This window comes from Paracoccus sp. NBH48 (assembly GCF_015390265.1).
Taxonomy (GTDB): Bacteria; Pseudomonadota; Alphaproteobacteria; order Rhodobacterales; family Rhodobacteraceae; genus Paracoccus; species Paracoccus marcusii.
Genome location: NZ_VUOJ01000001.1, coordinates 445,533 through 467,682 on the forward strand (window position 1 = coordinate 445,533; position 22,150 = coordinate 467,682).

23 protein-coding genes are annotated in these 22,150 nt (G+C 68.1%); 15 read left to right on the forward strand and 8 right to left on the reverse strand.

Annotated features, from left to right (window positions below):
• Positions 1 to 46: 46 nt before the first annotated feature.
• The 3 genes from sucC to mdh all read right to left on the reverse strand — a co-directional run bounded on the left by sucC (position 47) and on the right by mdh (position 3,625).
• The gene (gene sucC / locus F1642_RS02145) at positions 47 to 1,240 is read right to left on the reverse strand and encodes an ADP-forming succinate--CoA ligase subunit beta (protein WP_127898268.1); all 1,194 of its coding nucleotides are present in this window, start codon (positions 1,238 to 1,240) and stop codon (positions 47 to 49) included.
• A 185-nt stretch (positions 1,241 to 1,425) separates the two neighbouring features.
• Positions 1,426 to 2,595 (reverse strand): hypothetical protein, encoded by a 1,170-nt coding sequence (locus tag F1642_RS02150; protein WP_194885345.1) that lies wholly within the window; start codon positions 2,593 to 2,595, stop codon positions 1,426 to 1,428.
• Between the two features lie 67 nt (positions 2,596 to 2,662).
• A complete protein-coding gene (gene mdh / locus F1642_RS02155; RefSeq protein ID WP_045999436.1) occupies positions 2,663 to 3,625 on the reverse strand; it encodes a malate dehydrogenase in 963 nt (320 codons plus the stop codon).
• A 166-nt stretch (positions 3,626 to 3,791) separates the two neighbouring features.
• On the opposite strand from mdh, the gene F1642_RS02160 reads away from it, so the two are divergent.
• The 12 genes from F1642_RS02160 (at position 3,792) to F1642_RS02215 (ending at position 12,435) form a co-directional block, all read left to right on the forward strand.
• Complete coding sequence (locus F1642_RS02160; protein ID WP_194885477.1) at positions 3,792 to 4,532, forward strand: sulfite exporter TauE/SafE family protein; 741 nt, start codon at positions 3,792 to 3,794, stop codon at positions 4,530 to 4,532.
• A gap of 82 nt (positions 4,533 to 4,614) precedes the next feature.
• Positions 4,615 to 5,457, forward strand: a complete 843-nt coding sequence (locus F1642_RS02165) for a CoA ester lyase (RefSeq protein ID WP_194885346.1) — start codon at positions 4,615 to 4,617, stop codon at positions 5,455 to 5,457.
• A 42-nt stretch (positions 5,458 to 5,499) separates the two neighbouring features.
• Entirely contained in the window at positions 5,500 to 6,051 is a 552-nt protein-coding gene (locus F1642_RS02170) for an NnrU family protein (RefSeq protein WP_194885347.1), read from the forward strand.
• Between the two features lies 1 nt (position 6,052).
• Entirely contained in the window at positions 6,053 to 6,259 is a 207-nt protein-coding gene (locus tag F1642_RS02175; protein WP_194885348.1) for a DUF1737 domain-containing protein, read from the forward strand.
• Complete coding sequence (locus tag F1642_RS02180) at positions 6,256 to 7,290, forward strand: MaoC family dehydratase (RefSeq protein WP_194885349.1); 1,035 nt, start codon at positions 6,256 to 6,258, stop codon at positions 7,288 to 7,290. The genes F1642_RS02175 and F1642_RS02180 overlap by 4 nt, the downstream gene beginning before the upstream one ends.
• A gap of 245 nt (positions 7,291 to 7,535) precedes the next feature.
• Complete coding sequence (sdhC, locus tag F1642_RS02185) at positions 7,536 to 7,928, forward strand: succinate dehydrogenase, cytochrome b556 subunit (RefSeq protein WP_045999430.1); 393 nt, start codon at positions 7,536 to 7,538, stop codon at positions 7,926 to 7,928.
• Positions 7,929 to 7,935: 7 nt separating this feature from the next.
• Entirely contained in the window at positions 7,936 to 8,325 is a 390-nt protein-coding gene (locus F1642_RS02190) for a succinate dehydrogenase, hydrophobic membrane anchor protein (protein ID WP_045999429.1), read from the forward strand.
• 7 nt (positions 8,326 to 8,332) lie between these two features.
• Positions 8,333 to 10,135, forward strand: a complete 1,803-nt coding sequence (gene sdhA / locus F1642_RS02195; protein WP_045999428.1) for a succinate dehydrogenase flavoprotein subunit — start codon at positions 8,333 to 8,335, stop codon at positions 10,133 to 10,135.
• Entirely contained in the window at positions 10,135 to 10,503 is a 369-nt protein-coding gene (locus tag F1642_RS02200; RefSeq protein WP_052715122.1) for a hypothetical protein, read from the forward strand. The genes sdhA and F1642_RS02200 overlap by 1 nt, the downstream gene beginning before the upstream one ends.
• A gap of 4 nt (positions 10,504 to 10,507) precedes the next feature.
• A complete protein-coding gene (locus F1642_RS02205) occupies positions 10,508 to 10,822 on the forward strand; it encodes a hypothetical protein (protein ID WP_194885350.1) in 315 nt (104 codons plus the stop codon).
• Entirely contained in the window at positions 10,819 to 11,643 is an 825-nt protein-coding gene (locus F1642_RS02210; RefSeq protein ID WP_194885351.1) for a hypothetical protein, read from the forward strand. The genes F1642_RS02205 and F1642_RS02210 overlap by 4 nt, the downstream gene beginning before the upstream one ends.
• Before the next feature lie 12 nt (positions 11,644 to 11,655).
• Entirely contained in the window at positions 11,656 to 12,435 is a 780-nt protein-coding gene (locus F1642_RS02215) for a succinate dehydrogenase iron-sulfur subunit (protein WP_194885352.1), read from the forward strand.
• Between the two features lie 147 nt (positions 12,436 to 12,582).
• Here F1642_RS02215 and glyS read toward each other — a convergent pair whose 3' ends face one another.
• Genes glyS through F1642_RS02230 form a run of 3 tightly spaced genes read right to left on the reverse strand, consistent with a single transcriptional unit; the run spans position 12,583 to position 16,186 of the window.
• Entirely contained in the window at positions 12,583 to 14,790 is a 2,208-nt protein-coding gene (gene glyS, locus F1642_RS02220; RefSeq protein WP_194885353.1) for a glycine--tRNA ligase subunit beta, read from the reverse strand.
• The gene (locus tag F1642_RS02225) at positions 14,790 to 15,266 is read right to left on the reverse strand and encodes a DUF6446 family protein (RefSeq protein ID WP_194885354.1); all 477 of its coding nucleotides are present in this window, start codon (positions 15,264 to 15,266) and stop codon (positions 14,790 to 14,792) included. The genes glyS and F1642_RS02225 overlap by 1 nt, the downstream gene beginning before the upstream one ends.
• Positions 15,263 to 16,186 carry a glycine--tRNA ligase subunit alpha gene (locus F1642_RS02230; RefSeq protein ID WP_045999422.1) on the reverse strand — a complete coding sequence of 308 codons (924 nt, stop codon included), beginning with the start codon at positions 16,184 to 16,186 and terminating at the stop codon, positions 15,263 to 15,265. Before F1642_RS02230 ends, F1642_RS02225 begins: the two co-directional genes overlap by 4 nt.
• 107 nt (positions 16,187 to 16,293) lie before the next feature.
• On the opposite strand from F1642_RS02230, the gene F1642_RS02235 reads away from it, so the two are divergent.
• Complete coding sequence (locus F1642_RS02235) at positions 16,294 to 17,577, forward strand: peptidoglycan-binding protein (protein WP_255522043.1); 1,284 nt, start codon at positions 16,294 to 16,296, stop codon at positions 17,575 to 17,577.
• On the opposite strand, the gene F1642_RS02240 is transcribed toward F1642_RS02235, so the two are convergent.
• The gene (locus F1642_RS02240; RefSeq protein ID WP_194885355.1) at positions 17,574 to 19,025 is read right to left on the reverse strand and encodes a TrkH family potassium uptake protein; all 1,452 of its coding nucleotides are present in this window, start codon (positions 19,023 to 19,025) and stop codon (positions 17,574 to 17,576) included. The two genes, F1642_RS02235 and F1642_RS02240, sit on opposite strands and share 4 nt — an antisense overlap.
• A 118-nt stretch (positions 19,026 to 19,143) precedes the next feature.
• Between F1642_RS02240 and F1642_RS02245 the strand changes: the two genes are divergently transcribed.
• Positions 19,144 to 20,265 carry a Ppx/GppA phosphatase family protein gene (locus F1642_RS02245; protein WP_042245371.1) on the forward strand — a complete coding sequence of 374 codons (1,122 nt, stop codon included), beginning with the start codon at positions 19,144 to 19,146 and terminating at the stop codon, positions 20,263 to 20,265.
• Between the two features lies 1 nt (position 20,266).
• Positions 20,267 to 21,010, forward strand: coding sequence for an RlmE family RNA methyltransferase (locus F1642_RS02250; RefSeq protein ID WP_045999420.1), 744 nt, complete (start codon positions 20,267 to 20,269; stop codon positions 21,008 to 21,010).
• A gap of 65 nt (positions 21,011 to 21,075) precedes the next feature.
• On the opposite strand, the gene F1642_RS02255 is transcribed toward F1642_RS02250, so the two are convergent.
• A complete protein-coding gene (locus F1642_RS02255; RefSeq protein ID WP_194885356.1) occupies positions 21,076 to 22,122 on the reverse strand; it encodes an AraC family transcriptional regulator in 1,047 nt (348 codons plus the stop codon).
• Between the last annotated feature and the right edge of the window lie 28 nt (positions 22,123 to 22,150).

The following is a 22,150-nucleotide window of genomic DNA, read 5'->3' on the forward strand; positions in this document are numbered from 1 at the left end:
GCGATGTTCCAGAGGAGGGCGCGCGTGACCCGCGCGCCCGGATGGATCAGCCCTTGACCGCTTTCACGATCTTCTCGGCGCCGTCCTTGAGGTCGTCGGCGGCGATCACGTTCAGGCCGCTGTTGGCAATGATCTCCTTGCCCAGCTCGACGTTCGTGCCTTCCAGGCGGACAACCAGCGGGACCTGCAGACCGACTTCCTTCACGGCGGCGATGATGCCCTCCGCGATGATGTCGCAGCGCATGATGCCGCCGAAGATGTTGACCAGGATGCCTTTGACGTTCGGGTCGCTGGTGATGATCTTGAACGCCTCGGTGACCTTCTCGGTCGTGGCGCCGCCGCCGACGTCCAGGAAGTTGGCGGGCTCGGCGCCGAACAGCTTGATGATGTCCATCGTGGCCATCGCCAGGCCTGCGCCGTTCACCATGCAGCCGATCTCGCCGTCCAGCGCGATGTAGTTCAGGTCGAACTTGGAGGCGGCCAGCTCCTTGCTGTCCTCCTCGGTCTCGTCGCGCAGCGCCATGATGTCGGGCTGGCGATAGAGCGCGTTGTTGTCAAAGCCCATCTTGGCGTCCAGGCACTTGATCTGGCCTTCGGGCGTGACGATCAGCGGGTTGATCTCCAGCATCTCCATGTCCTTCTCGATGAACATGCGATACAGGTTCTTGACCAGGGCCACGCACTGCTTGACTTGCTGGCCTTCCAGGCCCAAGGCGAAGGCCACGCGGCGGCCGTGGAAATCCGACAGGCCCGACGCCGGATCGACGCTGAAGCTGACGATCTTCTCGGGCGTGTGTTCGGCCACTTCCTCGATGTCCATGCCGCCCTCGGTCGAGGCGACGAAGCTGACGCGCGAGGTCTGGCGGTCCACCAGCAGGGCCAGGTACAGCTCGCGCGCGATGTCGCTGCCGTCCTCGATATAGATGCGGTTGACCTGCTTGCCGGCCGGTCCGGTCTGGTGCGTGACCAGGGTGCGGCCCAGCATCTGGCGGGTCAACTCCTCGGCTTCCTCGACCGACTTGGCCAGGCGGACGCCGCCCTTCTCACCGGCCGCAGCCTCGGTGAAATGGCCCTTGCCACGGCCACCGGCGTGGATCTGCGCCTTGACGACCCACAGCGGACCGTCCATCTCGCTGGCGCAGGTCTTGGCCTCGTCGGCCTTCATCACGATGCGGCCTTCGCTGACGGGCGCGCCGTATTGACGCAGCAGCGCCTTGGCCTGGTATTCGTGGATGTTCATCTCGACCCCCTCATTCGGTTCGACAGATTTGGGGCCTTGTGCCACGCATGAAGGGCACACAGAAACGAATTCCCCGTAAAATGCCGAAAACCGGCGGGAAGCCGCCGAATGTGATCACAGCCAGAATTGCCGTGATCACAAACATCAGCGCCGATAGCGCAAGCAGGTTGATTCGCGCGCCGCGGTCAGTTCAGCAGCAGCATGTAAAGCCCCGCCCGGCCCTGAAAGCCGTTCAGGAACCGGTCCCAATTGTCGCGCCCGACGGTCAGGCCGGGGCGGGCATAGGGCAGGGCGGCGGTGCCCTGGACCCAGTCCGCCACATCGACCGGGCGCGGATCGTCCAGCCACATCGCCAGGTCGACCCCATGTCCGGGGGCAAAGCGCCAGAAGGGGATCAGCATCCGTCCGGCCAGCGCCTGGTCGACCTCGTCCAGGATCGCCAGCCACATCGACCCCGTCTCCGTCGGCAGGGCAAAGCCAAGCGCCGCCTGCTGGGCGTCGTTGGGAATCCATTCGCGGTCGTTGTCGGTTTCCTGCGCGACCTCGGTCCAGAAGACGCGGTTGGCGGCGACCATCGCCCGCAGATGATCCCCCGCGGCGCGGGTCAGCGCAGGGTCGGGCTGGCGGCGCAGCGTCTGGATCACAACCGCCACCCGGTCCACGATCGGACCGAAGGCGCGGGCTTGCATGTCGAAATTGGGTGCGCGGGCCATCTGGCCGGGCGGTTCGGCAAACTGTTCGGCCAGCGCCGCATCCAGCGCGATCCGCTGCGCCAGCGCGGGTTCGGGATCGAAGGCCAAGATCAGCGTCGCCACCCCGTCGATCAGATGCGTATAGGCACGCAGCCAATGGATGTCGGCGGCGTCGAACCGCACCACAGCCGGGCCTTCGGGCAAAGGCAGGCCCGACAGCGCCGCCAGATCCTCTGCCGGACCCCGCGTGCCGTCGCCGTCGACGTCCAGCCACAGGTCGCGCAGGTCCAGGGTCAGCGTCGCGGGGCCGTCGGGCAGGGCGTCGCGGGCGTCCTGCATGGCCTGCGACAGGTCGCGCATCATCGCGGTGACGAAATCGGCCATCATCGGCTGCGGATCGGGGTTCGGCGGCAGCGTCGCCCCCAGCAACGGCAGGGGCACCAGCGGGTCCGTCGCGCCGATCCGGTGGCGGGCCTGGAACGCGGCCTCGACCCCGCCCAGGAACCGTGTCGCGGCGATGGCCAGGTCGCGGTCGGCCGAGGGCGCCTGCGCTTGCAGCTGCGTCCGTGCCCCCGCCAGGCCCCGGTCCGCGATCAGGGCCGACGTCTCCTGCGCCATGGCGGGCGCGGCAAGCAGCGACAGGACGGCAAGAAGACAGCGCATGGCACACCTGAAACGGGAAACGGCGCGCCGATCATGGCGCGCCGTTCCGGGATTTCGCAAGGAAAGATCAGGCCAGCGAGGAATCGATGCCTTTGCAGGCCTCGACCAGACCCTTCACGGCCTCGATCGACTTGTCCATCATCGCCTGTTCGTCGCGGTCCAGCTTGATGTCGATGATCTTTTCCACGCCGCCGGCGCCGATCACGGTCGGCACGCCGACATACATGCCCTTCAGGCCATAGGCACCGTCCACATGCGCCGCGCAGGGCAGGACGCGCTTCTGGTCCTTCAGATAGGCCTCGGCCATCTCGATGGCGCTGGTCGCGGGGGCATAGAACGCGCTGCCGGTCTTCAGCAGGCCCACGATCTCGGCGCCGCCGTCGCGGGTACGCTGAACGATGCCGTCCAGTTTCTCCTGCGTGGTCCAGCCCATCTTGACCAGGTCGGGCAGCGGGATGCCGGCCACGGTGGAATAGCGGGTCAGCGGCACCATCGTGTCGCCATGGCCGCCCAGCACGAAGGCCGTCACGTCACGCATCGACACATTGAACTCCAACGACAGGAAGTGGCGGAAGCGCGCCGAATCCAGCACGCCGGCCATGCCGCAGACCTTGTTGTGGGGCAGGCCGCTGAACTCGCGCAGCGCCCAGACCATCGCGTCCAGCGGGTTGGTGATGCAGATCACGAAGGCGTCGGGGGCGTGCTTGGCGATGCCCTCGCCCACGGATTTCATGACCTTGAGGTTGATGCCCAAGAGGTCGTCGCGGCTCATGCCCGGCTTGCGCGGAACGCCCGCGGTCACGATGCAGACGTCGGCGCCGGCGATGTCGGCATAATCGTTGGCGCCCTTCATGCGGGCGTCAAATCCTTCGGACGGGCCCGATTGCGCGATGTCCAGCGCCTTGCCCTGCGGCGTGCCTTCCGAGATGTCGAACAGGACGACGTCGCCCAGTTCCTTCATCGCGGCCAGATGCGCCAGCGTGCCGCCGATCTGCCCCGCACCGATCAGTGCGATTTTGGGTCGGGCCATGGATAACCTCCGATTGGGTGGTGAAAAGTTGCGGCAGGGGTAAGCGGTCGCGCAAGGAATCGCAAGACGGTCCCACGGCCGGGTGGCATGGTTGTGCTAACACTTGTCTTCATCCCTGCCACGGGCCACAGATTGCACGTCGTGCAGGGAGAGGCCCATGCTGGAATTGTCGGGCGCGGGCTGGGCGCTGGCCGTGATCGCGGCGATCGCGGTGGGCCTGTCCAAGGGCGGGCTGGCGATGGTGGGCATCATCAGCGTGCCGCTGATGTCGCTGGTGATGTCGCCGGTGCAGGCGGCGGGGCTGCTGCTGCCGATCTACGTGGTGTCCGACGTGGGCGGGCTGATCGCGTTCCGCCGCAACCTGGACCGGCGCGTGCTGCTGCTGGCGCTGCCCGGGGCGATGGCGGGAATCGCGGTGGGCTGGGCGACGGCCAGCGTCGTGCCTGTGCGTGGCGTCACGTTGATCGTGGGGGTCATCGGTTTGGGATTCGCGTTGAACGCGCTGATCCGGTCGGCACTGGACGCCGTGCCCCGGCCCGCGCGGGGCAGGGCGGCCACCATCTGGGGCGGGCTTGCGGGCTACACCAGCTTCGTCAGCCATGCGGGCGCGCCGCTGTGGCAGGTCTATGCCCAGCCTTTGCGTCTGTCGCCGCTGATCTACGCGGGCACGACGACCTGGTTCTTTGCCATCGGCAACTGGGTCAAGCTGATCCCCTATGCCGCCTTGGGCCAACTGTCGCCGGCGAACCTGGCCACGGCGGCGGTGCTGATGCCGGTGTCGCTGGCGGCGGTCTGGGTGGGGCTGCGGCTGGTGCGGATCATTCCGCCCGCGCTGTTCTATCGGCTGATCACCTGGGGCCTGCTGGCGGTGTCGCTGCGGCTGATCTGGCAGGGGCTGGCGGGCTGATCGCCGCAGCGCGGCATTTTTCGCTTGCCATATATGGCGCAACGCGGCACCAAGGCGCAACATTGTTGCCCGGAGACTTCTCATGGCTCGTCCCTACCGCTCGGTTCTGTATATCCCCGCCGCCAATGCCCGTGCGATGGAAAAGGCCCGCGGCCTTGCCGCCGACGCGATCATCTTCGACCTTGAGGATGCGGTGGCGCCCGATGCCAAGGCGGGCGCCCGCGACGCGCTGGCCCAGGCCCTGACGCAGGATTACGGCCCCCGTGCCCGGATCGTGCGCATCAATGCGCTGTCCACGGAATGGGGCGCGGACGATGCCAGCGCCTGCGCCGGGCTGGACATCGATGCGGTGCTGATCCCCAAGGTGGACGGCCCGGATGATCTGGACCGCGTGGCCACGCTGATCCCCGACACGCCCCTGTGGGCGATGATGGAGACGCCCCTGGGCATGCTGAACGCCGCCGCCATCGCGGCGCATCCGCGGCTGGCGGGGATGGTGATGGGCACGAACGACCTGGCCAAGGATCTGGGCAGCCGCTTTCGCGCCGACCGTCTGCCGATGATGGCCGGGCTGGGGCTGTGCCTGCTGGCGGCCAAGGCGCATGGGGTGGTGATCGTCGACGGCGTCTTCAACGCCTTCAAGGACGATGACGGCCTGCGCGCGGAATGCGAACAGGGCCGCGACATGGGGTTCGACGGCAAGACCCTGATCCACCCCGCCCAGCTGGACATCGCCAACGCCGCCTTCGCGCCGACCGAGGAGGAGGTCGCCCTGGCCCGCCGCCAGATCGAGGCGTTTGATGCGGCCACCGCGCAGGGGCAGGGTGTCGCCGTCGTCGATGGCCGCATCGTCGAGAACCTGCACGTCGCCACCGCGCGCCAGACGCTGGACCGTGCGCAGGCGATTGCGGCCATGGCGCAATAAGGGCAGTCTGCGCGCCACAAGCTCCAGCAAGAGGAAAGCCAGATGCTGATCCTGATCCTAGGCGTGGCCCTGTGGTGGGCGGCGCATCTCTACAAGCGGGTGGCCCCCGCCAGCCGCGCCTCGATGGGCGAGCGGGGCAAGGGCATGGTCACGGGCCTGTTGGTCCTGTCGATCATCCTGATGGTCATCGGCTATCGCGGGGCCGAGGGCGCGTTCTTCTGGGGGCCGAACCCGGCACTGGTGGGAATCAACAACCTGCTGGTCCTGGTGGCCCTCTATCTGTTCGCGGCCAGCGGCATGAAGACCCGCGTGACCGCGATGACCCGCCACCCGATGCTGTGGGGCTTTGCCCTGTGGGCGGGCGCGCATCTGCTGGTGAACGGCGACACGCCGTCCTTCATCCTGTTCGGCGGCCTCTTGGCCTGGTCCTTCGTCGAGATGGCGGCGATCAACCGCGCCGCCCCTTGGGTCCGCCCGACCGGACCCTTCCCCGCCCGCAAGGAGGCGATGGCCGCCGTCGGCGCCGTCATCGTCATGATCGTGATCGGCCTGATCCATGGCTGGATCGGCCCCTGGCCCTTCGGAGGAGCCTGACATGCCCCTGATCTATCGCTGCATCACCGAGGACGACACCTCCACCTTCTGCCACCGCGTCAGCGAGGCCCTGTCCAAGGGCTGGTCGCTGCACGGAAGCCCCACCATGGCCCATGATCCCGTGAAGGGCGTCATGCGCATGGGGCAGGCCGTCACCAAGGAGATCGAGGCCGAATACCACCCCGACATGAAGCTGGGACAGCAATGACCAAGACCAATCCCGGCCGGTTCTTCGAGGATTACACCGTCGGCCAGACCATCCGCCACGCCGTGCCCCGCACCGTGGCGGAAGGCGAACGGGCGCTGTACCACGCGCTCTATCCGGCGCGGCACGCGCTGTATTCGTCGGACGAATTCGCGATCACCTGTGGTCTGGACGGCAGCCCGCTGGACGATCTGCTGGCCTTCCACACGGTCTTCGGCAAGACGGTGCCCGATGTCAGCCTGAACGCGGTGGCCAATCTGGGATACGCCCAGGGGCGCTGGCTGCGGCCGGTCTGGCCGGGCGACACGCTGCGCGCCGAAAGCCAGGTGATTGGCCTGCGGCAGAACTCCAACGGCCAGTCGGGCGTGGTCTGGGTGCGGACCCAGGGCCTGAACCAGGTCGAGGAGGTCGTGCTGGACTATGTCCGGTGGGTCATGGTCCGCAAGCGCGACCCCCAGTCCCCCGCGCCCGAGGCGGTGGTTCCCGACCTGGCCGACAGCGTCGACGCAGCCGACCTGATCGTGCCGGAAGGGTTGAGCTTTGCCGAATACGACTTCGATCTGGCAGGGGAACCGCACCGGTGGGGCGATTATGCCGTGGGCGAGGTCATCGACCATGTCGACGCCGTCACCATCGAGGAGGCCGAGCACATGCTGGCCACCCGCCTGTGGCAGAACACGGCCAAGGTGCATTTTGACGCCACGCATCGTCCCGACGGGCGGCGACTGATCTATGGCGGCCATGTCATCAGTCTGGCGCGCGCGCTGTCCTTCAACGGGTTGGCCAACGCGCAGATGATCGTGGCGCTGAATGCCGGCGCGCATGCCAATCCATGCTTTGCCGGCGATACGGTGCGCGCCTGGTCCCAGGTGCTGGACCGTGCGCCGACGGATGCGCCGGGCGTCGGCGCGATCCGCCTGCGACTGGTCGCGACACGGAACGGCGCGCCGGCCGGCATCCTGCGCGACGATCAGGGCAAGTACCTGCCGGACGTGCTGATGGATCTGGACTATTGGGCGCTGATGCCGGTGTGACGGCGCGTCGAGTCGCGACGTTTCGATGTCCGCCGCTAACGGCGGGAAACCTGTGATCACAGCCACCGTGCCTGTGATCACAAAGCCCCATTTCCGCGTCATTTGCGCGCGCGGGGTGGTATCTGCGGATGACAGATGGCATCTGTAGCGTCAAGAACGGCACCAATCGCCAGCCCGCGCGGCCAGCCCGGTCCCTTCCGGGCCCCTGCGACGGGACAAGCTGAACCGACAAAGGAGGGCCGCCGATGGCCGACGTGAACCGGGGCAACCGGCCCCTTTCCCCCCATCTTCAGGTCTATCGCCTGCCGATCCCCGCGGTCACCTCGATCCTGACGCGCATCACTGGCCACGCGCTGTCGGCTGGCATCCTGCTGCTGGTCTGGTGGCTGGTCGCCGCGGTCAGCAGCCCCGGCGCCTTCGCCACGGCCGATTGGGTCCTGCGGTCCTGGCTGGGCTTCCTGATCATGACCGGCTCGACCTGGGCGCTGTGGTTCCACGCGCTGTCAGGCGTGCGTCACCTGTTCTACGACAACGGCCTGGGCCTCGAGATCGACGAGGCCAAGCGCGGCTCCTGGGCCATCATCATCGGTTCGGTCGCGCTGACCGTGCTGAGCCTGATCATCTTCTTCATCGGCTGAGGGCATCATGCGTTACATCACCCCCCGCAAGGCCGCCCAGGGTCTGGGCTCTGCCCGCGCCGGCACCGCGCATCACTGGAACATCACGATGAGCAGCTATGCGCTGATCGTGCTGACGCCCTTGTTCCTGATCGCCGTGGGCGGCGCCATCGGCCTGCCCCAGGATCAGGTCGTGGCCCATTTCGGCCGACCCTTTCCCGGCATCATCACCGCGCTGTTCGTCATCGTGGGCATGATCCATTTCATCAAGGGCTCTCAGGGCGGGGCGATCGCGGACTATGTCCACGGCACCGCCCAGCAACTGACGATGGTCGCCATCGCGATCTTTGGCTGGGGCGTGATCGCCGCCGCCATCTTTGCGCTGGCCAAGATGGCCTTCACCCTTCCCGCGATCTGAGGACGACATGGCAGCTTACGAAACAATCGTTCATGACTATGACGTGGTCGTCGTCGGGGCCGGCGGCGCGGGTCTGCGCGCGACGCTCGGCATGGCCGAACAGGGGCTGCGCACGGCTTGCGTGACCAAGGTCTTTCCGACGCGCTCGCACACCGTCGCGGCCCAGGGCGGCATCGCCGCGTCGCTGTCCAACATGGGCCCCGACAGCTGGCAGTGGCACATGTACGACACCGTCAAGGGGTCGGACTGGCTGGGCGACACCGACGCCATGGAATATCTGGCGCGCGAGGCCCCCAAGGCCGTCTACGAGCTGGAGCATTACGGCGTCCCGTTCAGCCGGACCGAGGACGGTCGCATCTATCAGCGCCCCTTCGGCGGTCACACCACCGAATACGGCGAAGGCCCCCCGGTCCAGCGCACCTGCGCCGCGGCCGACCGCACCGGCCACGCCATCCTGCACACCCTGTACGGCCAGTCGCTGAAGAACAACGCCGAGTTCTTCATCGAATATTTTGCGCTGGATCTGATCATCACCGATGGCCGCTGCACCGGCGTCGTCTGCTGGAAGCTGGATGACGGCACGATGCACGTCTTCAACGCCAAGATGGTGGTGCTGGCGACCGGCGGCTATGGCCGCGCCTATTTCAGCGCGACCAGCGCCCATACCTGCACCGGCGACGGTGGCGGAATGGTCGCCCGCGCGGGCCTGCCGCTGCAGGACATGGAATTCGTGCAGTTCCACCCGACCGGCATCTATGGCTCGGGCTGCCTGATCACCGAAGGCGCGCGGGGCGAGGGCGGTTACCTGACGAACTCGGAAGGCGAGCGGTTCATGGAGCGCTATGCGCCCACCTACAAGGACCTGGCCAGCCGCGACGTCGTCAGCCGCTGCATGACGATGGAGATCCGCGAGGGTCGCGGCGTCGGTCCCGACAAGGACCACATCTTCCTGAACCTGATGCACCTGCCGCCGGAGACGCTGGACCTGCGCCTGCCCGGCATCAGCGAAAGCGCCAAGATCTTTGCCGGTGTCGACCTGACCCGCGCGCCGATCCCGGTCCTGCCGACGGTTCACTACAACATGGGTGGAATTCCCACGAACTATTGGGGCGAAGTCCTTGCGCCGACGGAAGAAAATCCAGACGCGATCTTCCCCGGCCTGATGGCGGTGGGCGAGGCGGGCTGTGCGTCGGTGCATGGTGCGAACCGTCTTGGGTCGAACAGTCTGATCGACCTGGTGGTGTTCGGTCGCGCCGCCGCGATCCGCGCCGGAGAGGTCGTGGACCGTGCCGGTGCCGTTCCCGCGACCAACAAGGTTGAGGTCGACCGCGCGCTGGACCGTTTCGACGGGCTGCGCCATGCCAATGGCACCATGGCCACCGCGGAGCTGCGCGACCAGATGCAGCGCACGATGCAGCTGGATGCCGCCGTGTTCCGCACCGACAAGACCCTGGCCGAGGGCGTGGTCAAGATGGAGGGCATTGCGGGCAAGATGGATGACATCAAGGTCACCGATCGCGGATTGATCTGGAACACGGACCTGATGGAAACGTTGGAGCTGACCAACCTGATGCCCAACGCCCTGACAACGATCGTCGCGGCCGAGGCCCGCAAGGAGAGCCGCGGCGCCCATGCGCACGAGGATTACCCTGAGCGGGATGATGCCAACTGGCGCAAGCATTCGCTTGCCTGGGTCGATGGGAACAAGGTTAAACTGGCCTACCGCCCCGTCCACCTGGAGCCGTTGACCACGGCCGAGGAAGGCGGGATCGACCTGCAAAAGATCGCTCCGAAGAAAAGGGTTTACTGATGCGCTTCAATCTCATCGCCGCTTTCGGCATTGCCGCCGCCACTCTGGCGGGCTGCGTCGCCCCGGTCCCCATGACCGGCCCCGCCGTGCCGACCGCCCCCGGCGTCGCGCCCGCGCCGACCGTGCTGGACGCGGCGTCGCGCCAGATCGCCCGCAACGTCGTCGACAGCGAGATGCAGCGCCGCCTGCCGGGCGTCAACGTCACGCCCTATACCGACTGCGTGGTCAACAACGCCTCGACCGCCGAGCTGATCGACATCGCGCAGATGTCGCGTTCGGGCGTGACCGGCACTGCCGACAGCGTGGCCGCGATCGTGTCGCGTCCGGCGACGACGCAGTGCATCGCCGCCGCGGCGCGCACGGCGTGATCTGATGATCGCGCGGGCAATCTTCGTGGGTCTGCTGCCTGTGGTGGCGGCCTGCGGTCCGGTCCCGGTGGACCAGGCCGAACGAAGCTGCCTGCGCGACGCCGAAATGGCCGAACGCCCCCGTGGCAGCATCGCGATGGGCGTCGGCTCGGGGTCGGGGGGAACGCGCGGCTTCGGCAGCGTCGAGCTGGAGATCAGCAGCGACTATATCCGCGGCCGCGATCCGTCCGACGTCTTCAACCGCTGCGTCCAGCGCCGGTCGGGCCAGATGCCCGAGCGCGCGCTGGCCGACCAGCCCGGCTGGCGGGGGACGCGGTGAGCCGTCCGCTGTTCCTGCATGTCGGTGTCCAGAAGACCGGCACCACCAGCCTGCAGCGGTTCCTGCGCCGTTCGGCCCCGGCGCTGGCGGACGCGGTCGTGATCCGCACGCCCGAAGAAGGGACGCCCATGCGTCCGCTTGGACGTGCGGCCATCGCATGCAGCCTTGCACCCGACGATGATCACCGCGCCACGCTGGTCGCGGCGTTTGAGACGGTTCTGGACGGTCTGCCAGACGACGACCGCCCGGTGATCCTGTCCCATGAGAATCTGGCCGGTGCGATGCCCGGCAACGGCGGAGAGACCCGTCTGTTCCCGGCACTGCCCGCGATGCTGGCGACGCTGGTGCAGGTCGCGGCCGATCGCGGCTTTGCCCCGCATGTGGTGGTCTATACCCGTCGGATGACGGCGTGGCTTCCGTCGGTCTGGGCGCAGGCCGTGCGCACCGACGGCTATGCCCTGACGTTGCCCGAATTCCGCGCGCAGACGTCGGAACTGCCCGGATGGGGCGACCTGCTGCGGCGGTTGGACGGCGCGCTGTCGACTGTTCCCGTCACCCGGCTGCGGCTTGAGGACGAGGCGGACGCCGATCGTCCCGGCCGCCAGCTGCTGTCGCTGGCGGGCGTCCCTGACGCGCGTTTGGACGCATTGCCGCCGCTGGAATCCCGCGCGATGGAGCGTCTGACGCCCGGCGCCACCGAATTCCTGCGCCGCCTGAACGGGCTGGCGCTGAACCCTCATGCCCGCGACCGGGTGGCCGATCTGGTGGCCCGGTCGCAACCCCTGTTTGCGGCCCATGTGCCGTCCGAAGGCACTCTCTGAAAGGAGCTACCCATGGTCCAGTTCACCCTGCCCAAGAACAGTCAGATCCGCGTCGGCAAGACCTGGCCCAAGCCCGAGGGCGCAACCAACGTCAAGAAGTTCAAGATCTATCGGTGGGACCCCGAGACCGGCGAGAACCCGCGTCTGGACACGTATTTCGTCGATCTGGACAAGTGCGGGCCGATGATGCTGGACGCCCTGATCAAGATCAAGGCAGAGATCGACCCGACCCTGTCCTTCCGTCGGTCCTGTCGCGAGGGGATCTGCGGGTCCTGCGCGATGGTGATCGACGGCGGCAACAAGCTGGCCTGCATCTTCGGCATCGACGAGGTCGAGGGCGACGTGGCGATCTATCCGTTGCCGCACATGCCGGTGGTCAAGGACCTGGTGCCGGACCTGACGCATTTCTACGCGCAGCACGCGTCGGTGAACCCCTATCTGCAGACCAAGACGCCGACCCCCGGCAAGGAGTGGAAGCAGTCGATCGAGGACCGCAAGAAGCTGGACGGACTGTACGAATGCATCCTGTGCGCCTCCTGTTCGACGGCCTGCCCGTCCTACTGGTGGAACGGCGATCGGTACCTGGGGCCGGCCGCGCTGCTGCACGCCTATCGCTGGATCATCGACAGCCGCGATGAGGCCACGGGCGAGCGTCTGGACGAGCTGGAGGATCCCTTCAAGCTGTACCGCTGCCATACGATCATGAACTGCACCAACACCTGCCCCAAGGGGTTGAACCCCGCCAAGGCCATCGCGTCGATCAAGCACATGATGGTGGAACGCGCGGTCTGACTGCGTCCCGCGACGGCGGGCGGGGGGCCAGCCCCCCGCACCCCCCGCCAAGGGGACGTGCCGTCCCCTCGGGCTCCCCTGCGGCAGGGCGGACATGCAAAGACGGCCCGGAGAGCAATCTCCGGGCCGTTTTCGTTTGGTGGTGCCTTAGCCTTCGATGCGGGTGAAGTCGGCGATTTGGCGACCAGCCTCGCGGATGCGGCTGAGCAGGTTCAGGCGGTTGCGCCGGACGATCTGGCTGTCGGTGTTGACCTGCACGGCCTCGAAGAACGCGTCGATCGGCGTGCGCAGGGCGGCGATGGCGGTCATGGCTGCGGGGAAATCCTGCGTGGTCATGGCGTGGCGGATCGCCGGTTCGGCGGTGTCCAACGCGGTGAAGAGGGCACGTTCCTCTGCGGTCTCCGCGAACTTGACGTCGGCGCCGAAGCTGTATTCGACGCCGTCTTTTTCCTCAGCCTGCGCCAGGATGTTTCCGGCGCGTTTCAGGCCTTGGGTCAGGTTGCGGCCGTCCTCGGTCGCCAGCATCGCGTTCAGCGCGGTGGCGCGGTTCACCACCTGCACGAGGTCGTCGTTGCCCTCCTGCGCCAGCACGGCGTCGATGATGTCGTGGCGGATGCCCTGATCGCGAAGGTAGACCTTGAGGCGGTCGTGGAGGAAGGCGTTCAAGCTTAGCTTTTCCTCCTCGTCAAACTTCCAAAAATGAAGCGTGACGCGACGCCCGTGCTCCTTAGCGAGTGCAACAATGTCATAATTTGCGCGGATCTGTTTTTGCGAGCCTCGGTCTATTACACGTCCACCTTCTTGTACTTCACTATAGGTATCCGGCAGCAAACGGAGGCTGTGTGCCATAACTACCTCACTCACGCGGATGCGGATGTTGTTGCTCAAGATCAGCCTGATAACACCCAACGCCGCCCGACGCAGCGCATAGGGATCCTTCGATCCCGTCGGCTTTTCGTCGATGGCCCAGAAGCCGGTCAGCGTGTCGATCTTGTCGGCCAGCGCCACGGCGACCGAGACGGGCGCAGTCGGCACCGCGTCGGAGGGGCCGAGGGGGGAGTAGTGGTCGCGGGCGGCGTCGGCGACGGCCTCGGGTTCGCCGGCCTCCAGCGCGTAGTAGCGGCCCATCGTTCCCTGCAGTTCGGGGAACTCTCCGACCATGGCCGAGCGCAGGTCCAGCTTGGCCAGGCGCGCGGCGCGTTCGGCCTGATCGGGATCGGCGCCGACCAAGGGCGCGATCTCGCGGGCCAGGGCCGCGATGCGTTCGATCCGGTCGGCCTGCGAGCCCAGCTTGTTGTGGAAGGTGACCGAGGACAGGCCCGCGGCCCAGGCCACCATGCCCGATTTCGCCTCGCGCAGGTCGTTTTCCCAGAAGAACGCCGCGTCGGACAGGCGCGCGGCCAGGACGCGCTGGTTGCCGGCCAGGATCGTCGCGCCGTCGTCGGGCGTCTGGATGTTGGCGACGGTCACGAACCCTTCGATCCGGCCCGTTGACGGATTGCGGGCCGAGAAGAACTTCTGGTGCTCCTTCATCGAGGTCTGCAGAACCTCGGGGGGCAGGGCCAGGAAGCGGTCCTCGATCACGCCCATCAGGGGCACGGGCCATTCGACCAGGCCCGCGACTTCGGCCAGCAGGGCGTCGTCGGGGACGATCTGCCAGCCGCGGGCAAAGGCCAGGTTGTCGGCCTGCGACCGGATCTCGGCGGCGCGCTCCTGGGTGTCCAGCATCACGCGGGCGCGGCGCAGCTTGGCGGCATAGTCGTCAAAGCCGCTGACAGTGAACACGTCGGGCGCCATGAAGCGATGGCCGCGGGTGGTGTTGCCCGCTGCAATGCCGTCGACGGTCAGCGGCACGACGGTCGCGCCGGCCTCGTCCGACAGGATGCACAGGATCGAATGCAGCGGGCGCACCCACCGCAGGCCGCCCGTCCCCCACCGCATGGACTTGGGCCAAGGGAAATTGCGGATCGTCGTCTCCAGCACCTCGGCCACGATGTCGGCGGCGGGGCGGCCGGGCTTGGTGACGGTGGCGTACCAGACCTGGCCCTTCTTGTCGTCGCGGGCCTGCAGCTGGTCGCGGGTCAGGCCGGTGGAGCGCAGGAACCCCTCCAGCGCGGCATCGGGGGCGTCGGTGCGGGGGCCCTTGCGGTCCTCATGCGTGGTGGGGCTGGCGGCGGTCAGGCCCTCGACCGCCAGCGCAAGCCGGCGCGGCGTGCTGAAGGCGCCGGCGCTGGCATAGGTCAGGCCGGCCTGAACCAGGCCGTCGGTCACCAGGCGCTTGATGTCCTCGCGCGCGCGGGCCTGCATGCGGGCGGGAATTTCCTCCGAGAAAAGCTCGATCAGCAGGTCGGGCATCAGTCCATCACTCCGCGTTCCGGGGTCTTGTCGTTGTATTGGTGCCAGCCGTAGACGCGGCCGTCGGGATAGACGGCCAGCACGCGGTCCACGTCGGGGCGGATCTCGCTGACCGACAGCACGGCGCGGGCGGCGCCGCTTTCCAGGTCGCCGCCGATCCGCGCCGCGTCGAAGCAGGCGAACCAGCCGGGTGCGTTCAGGGGCGTGGCGCCGCCGAAGGGCAGGGCATCGGCGGGAACCGTGTCCACCGTGGCGCAGGCACGCCAGCGCAGCGGGCTGCTGTCGGCGTCGATCCCCTCGAACCCGGTCAGGGTCAGGGGTCGTTCGCCGGCACGGGTGGTCACCGCGATGGCGGCATCGGGGCCGTTCGGGTCGATCGGGTCATAGTACAGGTATTCCTGCGCGTACCACATGCCCGCGCCCGCGGCAATGGTGCTGCCCAGCAGGGCCAGCGCCGCGACCTTGCCCCAGTTCACGCGGGCGACCCCGCCGCATCGGTGGTCAGGAACAGGTCGGCGCAGCCCTTGGCCAGCGCCCGAACCCGGCCGATATAGGCCTGGCGTTCCGTGACCGAGATCACACCGCGCGCATCCAGCAGGTTGAACAGGTGGCTGGCCTTGATCGCCTGGTCATAGGCGGGATGCGCCATCGGGATGGTGCGGCCCGCGCCGTCGGTGCGGTCGGCGGCCAAGATGCGGGCGCATTCGGCCTCGGCGTCCTTGAAATGCTGGAACAGCATGTCGGTGTCGGCCTGGTCGAAGTTCCAGCGCGAATATTCCTGTTCGGTCTGGCGGAAGATGTCGCCATAGGTCAGCGCGATCGGGCTGTCCGGGTCGTTGAAGGGCATGTCCATCACGTGTTCCGCGCCCAGCACGTACATGGCCAGGCGTTCCAGGCCATAGGTCAGCTCTCCGGAGACGGGGCGGCAGTCATGACCGCCGACCTGCTGGAAGTAGGTGAACTGGCTGACCTCCATGCCGTCGCACCAGACCTCCCAGCCCAGGCCCCATGCGCCAAGCGTAGGCGATTCCCAGTCATCCTCGACAAAGCGGACGTCATGGACCATCGGGTCAAGGCCGATGGCGCGCAGGCTGCCCAGATACAGCTCCTGCAGGTCGGGGGGCGACGGTTTGATGATGACCTGGAACTGATAGTAGTGCTGCAGGCGGTTGGGGTTCTCTCCGTACCGGCCATCGGTGGGGCGGCGCGACGGCTGGACATAGGCCGCGGCCCAGGCCCGCGATCCAAGAGAGCGCAGCGTGGTCCCGGGGTGGAACGTCCCGGCGCCCACCTCCATGTCATAGGGCTGCAGGACGGCGCAGCCCTGGCCTGCCCAATAGGTCTGCAGCGCCAAGATGATCTCCTGGAAACTGCGGGGTCGGTTGGGGCTGGTCATCGGGCCATCCTTTTGCGTAGATCGGGCAAGGCGTCTTCTAGGCGCGCGATGCAACAGGGTCAATGAAGGCCCGACGGCGGGGGGACACCCGCGACAGGATGGACAGGATGACGACGCCTCTGCGCTTGGTGATGGGACTGGTCCTGGCGGGGGCGCTGCCCGGTGCGGCGCTGGCCCAGGGCGCGGTGATCCGGCTGGAGGCCAAGCGCGATCCCCAGGCGGCGGCGCAGGCGGCGCAGGGATGGGCCGACCGGTTCGACGGGGTCGTGACGCTGGCCCTGCCGGGCGGCTGGACGGGGATCGCCATCGGGCCGCTGCCCGAGGATCGCGCCGGGCCCCTGCTGGAGCGGCTGAAGCAGGCCGGCAAGGTGCCCCAGGACGCGTTCGTCAGCACGCCCGCGCCGGGGACCGCGCTGATGCCGGTGGGTGATGCCGCGGCGACGGCCCCGGCTGTGGTGGCCCCGCCGCCGCCCGACGCCTATCTGCGGCTGGAATCGGTTCAGGCCGAACCCGAGGCCCGCGCCGCGCTGGCGCGGATCCGGGCCGATTTCCCCGAGGCCGGGCTGTGGCGTCTGCCCGACGGGTGGTTCGCGTTGGCGCTTGGCCCGGTGGCCGAGGATGCGGCCGCGGCCTGGCTGCCGGTGCTGGCCAAGGCCGACATGATCCCGGACGACGCCATGCTGGCCCGCGCCGCCGATCTGGGCGAGGCGCTGGACGCGGGCCAGGCCCCGGACCTGCCCGCGCCCGGCGCGCCCGAACCCCTGCCGCCGCTGGACCAGGTCCAGCGCGCGTTGCGGTGGGCGGGGCGTTACGACGGCCAGATCGACGGCAAGGACGGTCCCCGCACCCGCGCCGCGATCCAGGCCGAGATCACCCAGACCCGCGCCTCGACCGATCCGGGCACGGCGCTGCGGCTGCTGGCGGAACGCCGTGCGGCCTGGGCCGAGGCGCAGGGGCTGGCACCGCTGGTCGACGCGGCGACCGGGCTGACGGTCACCGCCCCCCTGCGCGCGCTGACCTTCGACCGGGCCGAACGGGCGCTGTCGATCTATGGTCCGAAGGACGGATCGGGCGCGGCGCTGATCCTGTTCAGCCAGCCGGGGGGCCAGCAGGAGCTGCTGGATCTGGCCGGTCTGGTCACGGCGCTTGGCTGGGTGCCCCGGCCCGATCGCGTGGTCAAGCCGGGCCACGTGACCCTGCATGGCGCGAATGACGCCCATATCGGTGCCGCCGAAGGCTGGGTCCGCGATGGCCGGGCTGAAGGCTTCGTGCTGATCTGGCCGGCGTCGGACGCGGAAACCCAGACCCGCCTGCAGGCGGAACTGAGCGACAGCCTGACCCGCCACGGGCCCGGCGCGAATGCCGGCGCCGCGCCCACCGCGCTGCCCTAGTCGCGCCAGAACCGCGGCAACAGCAGGACCAGGACCGACACCAGCTCCAGCCGGCCCAGGAACATTCCCACGGTCATCAGCCACTTGGCCGAGGTCGGAAATTCCGCGATCGAGCCGTTGCGCGTCACCTCGGGGCCCCAGACCGGGCCGATATTCGCGATGGCGGTCCAGGCGGCGGTCAGCGCGGTGCGCGGATGCAGGCCGGTCAGCGACAGCCCCACGATCAGCAGGCCGAAGGTCAGGAAGAACAGCGTGAAGAACGCCATGACCGAATCGACCACGTCCTGTTCTAGCGGCTGGCCGTCATAGCGCAGCGGGTAGACGCGGTGGGGCGAATGCATCCGGCGGATCTGGGCGCGCACGGCCTCGAACAGGACCAGATAGCGGAAGACCTTGACCGAACAGCCGGTCGATCCGGTGCAGCCGCCGATCAGCCCGCAGATCACCAGGATCATCAGCGGCAGATGGCCCCACTGCGTCACGTCGGTGGAGGCGAAGCCGGTCCCCGAGAAGGTCGAGATGACGTTGAACACGGTCTCCCGCAGCATCTCCTCGGGGTGGCCGGTCTGGCCCAGCCACAGGACGCGGTACAGCAGGATGATCACGCAGGCATAGCCGATCCAGCGCAGATAGGCGCGCACCTGGATGTCGCGCCACAGCGGTTTCGCCTGGCCGCGCATCAGCTGGACCATGCGGATGAACGGGATCGACGCCAGCACCATGAAGATCGACGACGCCCATTCCGCAGGCCCCAGGAACGCCCCGAAGCTGGCGTCGTAATTCGAGAAGCCCCCGGTCGAGATCGTGCTGAACGCCTGCACGACGGCGTCGAACCCGGTCAGGCCCAGGATCAGATAGGTGATGATGCAGGCCCCGGTCAGGATCAGGTACAGCTGCGTCATCTCGGTCGCGATCTGGCCGGCGCGGGGCAGGACCTTGCCAAGCGTGTCAAAGCCTTCCGACCGGAAGAACTGCATGCCGCCGACCTTCATCACCGGCAGGAAGACCATCGCCACGACGACGATCCCCAGGCCCCCGGCCCAGTGCAGGATCGCGCGCCACAGGTGGATGCCGCGCGCCAGCGAATCCAGCTGCGGCAGGACCGTGGTGCCGGTGGTCGTGAAGCCTGACATCGATTCGAACATCGCGTCGGTGAAGGTCGCGTTCGGCGCGCCCAGCATGAAGGGCAGGGCGCCGAACAGGGGCAGGACCAGCCAGATCCCCGACGTCAGCAGGAACGCCTGATGCAGCGACAGGTGGTCATAGCGCCCGGCCGTCGCCACCGCCACGAAGACGCCCGCCGCCATGGTGATCACCGCCGATTGCAGGAACACCATCCAGTGCGGGTCGCCATGCCACCAGTCGACCACCATCGGCGCCAGCATCATGCCACCGATCGCGGTCAGGATCTTGCCGATCGGATGGGCAACGGGACGGATGTCGATCATCGCTTCTGGTTGCCGCGCCCCCGCGCGCCCGTCAAGTGGCCGCGGCGGTCGCGGCCCCTTGAATGGTCGCCGATGGCAGGTTACGTTTTGTTCAACTTGTCATCGGAGGGCGTGTGTTATGACGCCCAAGCGTCCTGCGGGTGCGGACGCGTTCCCGAGAAATACGGTCGAGCCGTCGGGCACCCGACAACCTGATGAAGGGGCGCTGTATGCTGCCCTGGATTTGGGAACGAATTCTTGCCGGATGCTGATTGCCCGACCGACGGGCAGTCAGTTCCAGGTCGTCGACAGCTTCTCCAAGCCGGTTCAGCTTGGTCAGGGGCTGGAAGCTTCGGGACGCCTGTCCCGCAGCTCGATGGCGCGTACCGTGCACGCGCTGCAGGTGTGCAAGCGCAAGCTTGATCAGCACAAGGTGCGCAACATGCGCCTTGTGGCGACCGAGGCGTGCCGGCGCGCGCGCAACAGCCGCGATTTCCTGCGCACGATCCGGCGCGAGACCGGCCTGCCCATCGAGATCATCGGCGCCGAGGAAGAAGCACGGCTGGCCGTCATCAGCTGCGCGCCGCTGGTCAGCCACAAGACCGAGACGCTGATGGTCGTCGACATCGGCGGCGGATCGACCGAGCTGGTCTGGATCGACCTGGAGGATGTGGAGCCCAAGGAGCGGCCGCGCGCGATCATGCGCCTGTCGGACGGCTTCGGGAACCCGCAGCCGGGCGGCGCCCGCGTGGTCGACTGGATCAGCGTGCCGTTGGGCGTCGCGACGTTGCGCGACCAGTTCGCTGATGTCGAGGACGACCAGGGCCGCTTTGCGCTGATGTCGTGGTTCTTCGAGGAGGCGCTGGCGAATTTCACCCCCTATGCGGACGGATCGCCCGACGAGGGATTCCAGATCATCGGCACATCAGGGACGGTCACCACGGTGGCGGCCAGTTTCCTGGGCCTGCGCCGCTATGACCGGACCAAGGTGGACGGGCTGGAGATGACCAGCGACCAGATCGACCGGGTGATCCATTCCTATCTGCAGCTGGGCCCCGAGGGGCGGCGCACGGACCCGCGCATCGGGCGCGAACGGCATGCGCTGATCATGTCGGGCGCCGCGATCCTGCAGACGCTGATGCGGGTCTGGCCCACGAACAAGCTGTCGGTCGCGGATCGCGGCCTGCGCGAGGGGTTGCTTTATGCCCAGATGGTGCGCGATGGGGTGCTGGCGCCGGAAGGTTTGAACGGAGTGGCATGAGATGACGAAGACACCGACCAGCCGGGACGGCAAGACCAGCGGCCGCGGTGCGCGCGATCTACGCGTGCGGGTGAAATCGGCCAAGGGGCGCAAGCTGTCCTCCACCCTGTGGCTGGAGCGGCAGCTGAACGACCCCTATGTGGCCCGCGCCAAGCGCGAGGGCTACCGCGGGCGCGCGGCCTACAAGATCCTGGAGCTGGACGACAAGTACCGCTTTCTGGTGCCCGGCGCGCGGGTGCTTGACCTGGGCTGCGCGCCCGGCGGCTGGTGCCAGGTGGCGGTGGCCCGTGTGAACGCCCTGGGCACGAAATCGGGCAAGAAGGTCGGGCGCGTGCTGGGTCTGGACCTGCAGGAGGTCGATCCGATCGCGGGGGCCGAGATCCACGTGCTGGACTTTCTGGAGGACGGGGCCGACGACAAGGTCAAGGCCTGGCTGGGCGGACCTGCGGACGTGGTGATGTCCGACATGGCGGCGGCGTCGTCGGGGCACAAGAACACCGACCACAACCGGATCGTGGCGCTGGTCGAGGCGGCGGCGCAGCTGGCCTTCGACGTGCTGGAGCCGGGCGGCACTTTCGTCGCCAAGGTCCTGGCGGGCGGTGCCGAGACCGACATGCAGACCATGCTGAAGAAGAACTTCACCAAGGTCGCGAACGTGAAACCCCCCGCCAGCCGCAGCGATTCGTCCGAGAAATTCGTGGTGGCCACCGGGTTCAGGGGCCGCGAGACCCCCGCCGAAGACTGAGCACCCTTGCGTCCCGCGACGCCGGGGGACTGGCCGTCCCCCGGACCCCCTGCTGGGCGCCCGGCCTAGTCCTGGGGTGGGGCGTTTCGCATCTGGCTGCGGTACGCCTCGGGCGTGCGGCCGGTCGCAGCGGCGAAGGCGCGGGTGAAATGGGCGTGGCTGGCATAGCCAAGGTCCTGGGCCAGGCGCGGAACGGGTCGGTCGGTATGGCGCAGCAGTTCGGCCGCGCGGTCCACCCGCAGTTCATGCAGCAGGTCGATGGCGCGATGGCCCCGCGCCTCGATGCAGGCGTGGTCCAGATGGGTCAGCGTGGTGCCCAAGTCCTGCGCCAGATCGGCCAGGGTCCGGCACGACCCCATCTCGACCGCGGCCAGCGCCAGGAAGCGGTCGACCAGCGGGCGATCGGTGTGGACCGCGCCGGAATCGGTCCGGTGATCCCGCGGCGGGTCCAGACGCGACAGGCGCAGCGACAGCATGTTCAGATAGCAGCCTAGGGTGCGGTGATCGGGGCTGCGGGCGGCCTCGGCCATCAGTTCGGCCAAGGTGGCCGACAGCAGCGCGGCACCGCTGCCCGCGCATCCCGCGACCACCGAACGGGGCAGGGGCGGATCGACATGCGCGGTCAGTTCGGGCGCGATCAGCAGCACCTGACCCTCTGCCCCGTCCAGCGGGCGGGCGGCGAAGGCGGTTCCGGCGGGGACGAAGCGGACGTCGCCTGCGGCCAGAATGCCGCCGCTGCGCGGAAAGTCGATGCGCATGCGCCCTTCGGTCACCCAGATCAGCGCATGGTCGGGGCGCGTGCGCGGCTGGACGGGCACAGGACGCCCGCCCCAGGTGAAGGCGCCTGCAGGCAGCAGGCGAAGGCTGGCCTGTCGCGGCCCGAACCGGTGCGTGGCGGGCGCCACGCGGACGGACAGCGCCTGCGGAACGGCCACGCGGTCCGCGGTCCTTGCCCGCTGCACGGGCACGGGGGCGGTGCCTTCGGTCTGCAGGTGGGGACTGTTGACGTCGATCTGGCCGCCTTGCCCGCGGATGCCCCGACCAAGCGGCGCCAGCCGGGTCGGCGTGAACGGAAACCCCTTGGTCCAGTCAGAGCGATCCCATACCGACATGACACCCTCCCACATCACGGATCCTATC

Excerpts from the sequence above, each read along its gene's own strand:
- F1642_RS02235 (WP_255522043.1), top strand. The coding sequence starts at position 16,294 with ATGACGACGCCTCTGCGCTTGGTGATGGGACTGGTCCTGGCGGGGGCG.
- F1642_RS02215 (WP_194885352.1), top strand. The coding sequence starts at position 11,656 with ATGGTCCAGTTCACCCTGCCCAAGAACAGTCAGATCCGCGTCGGCAAG.
- glyS (WP_194885353.1), bottom strand. The coding sequence starts at position 14,790 with ATGCCCGACCTGCTGATCGAGCTTTTCTCGGAGGAAATTCCCGCCCGC.
- mdh (WP_045999436.1), bottom strand. The coding sequence starts at position 3,625 with ATGGCCCGACCCAAAATCGCACTGATCGGTGCGGGGCAGATCGGCGGC.
- F1642_RS02165 (WP_194885346.1), top strand. The coding sequence starts at position 4,615 with ATGGCTCGTCCCTACCGCTCGGTTCTGTATATCCCCGCCGCCAATGCC.
- F1642_RS02200 (WP_052715122.1), top strand. The coding sequence starts at position 10,135 with ATGCGCTTCAATCTCATCGCCGCTTTCGGCATTGCCGCCGCCACTCTG.
- F1642_RS02245 (WP_042245371.1), top strand. The coding sequence starts at position 19,144 with ATGACGCCCAAGCGTCCTGCGGGTGCGGACGCGTTCCCGAGAAATACG.
- F1642_RS02250 (WP_045999420.1), top strand. The coding sequence starts at position 20,267 with ATGACGAAGACACCGACCAGCCGGGACGGCAAGACCAGCGGCCGCGGT.
- sucC (WP_127898268.1), bottom strand. The coding sequence starts at position 1,240 with ATGAACATCCACGAATACCAGGCCAAGGCGCTGCTGCGTCAATACGGC.
- sdhA (WP_045999428.1), top strand. The coding sequence starts at position 8,333 with ATGGCAGCTTACGAAACAATCGTTCATGACTATGACGTGGTCGTCGTC.
- F1642_RS02255 (WP_194885356.1), bottom strand. The coding sequence starts at position 22,122 with ATGTCGGTATGGGATCGCTCTGACTGGACCAAGGGGTTTCCGTTCACG.
- F1642_RS02240 (WP_194885355.1), bottom strand. The coding sequence starts at position 19,025 with ATGATCGACATCCGTCCCGTTGCCCATCCGATCGGCAAGATCCTGACC.
- F1642_RS02180 (WP_194885349.1), top strand. The coding sequence starts at position 6,256 with ATGACCAAGACCAATCCCGGCCGGTTCTTCGAGGATTACACCGTCGGC.
- F1642_RS02170 (WP_194885347.1), top strand. The coding sequence starts at position 5,500 with ATGCTGATCCTGATCCTAGGCGTGGCCCTGTGGTGGGCGGCGCATCTC.
- F1642_RS02230 (WP_045999422.1), bottom strand. The coding sequence starts at position 16,186 with ATGACCAGCCCCAACCGACCCCGCAGTTTCCAGGAGATCATCTTGGCG.
- sdhC (WP_045999430.1), top strand. The coding sequence starts at position 7,536 with ATGGCCGACGTGAACCGGGGCAACCGGCCCCTTTCCCCCCATCTTCAG.
- F1642_RS02175 (WP_194885348.1), top strand. The coding sequence starts at position 6,053 with ATGCCCCTGATCTATCGCTGCATCACCGAGGACGACACCTCCACCTTC.
- F1642_RS02150 (WP_194885345.1), bottom strand. The coding sequence starts at position 2,595 with ATGCGCTGTCTTCTTGCCGTCCTGTCGCTGCTTGCCGCGCCCGCCATG.
- F1642_RS02190 (WP_045999429.1), top strand. The coding sequence starts at position 7,936 with ATGCGTTACATCACCCCCCGCAAGGCCGCCCAGGGTCTGGGCTCTGCC.
- F1642_RS02205 (WP_194885350.1), top strand. The coding sequence starts at position 10,508 with ATGATCGCGCGGGCAATCTTCGTGGGTCTGCTGCCTGTGGTGGCGGCC.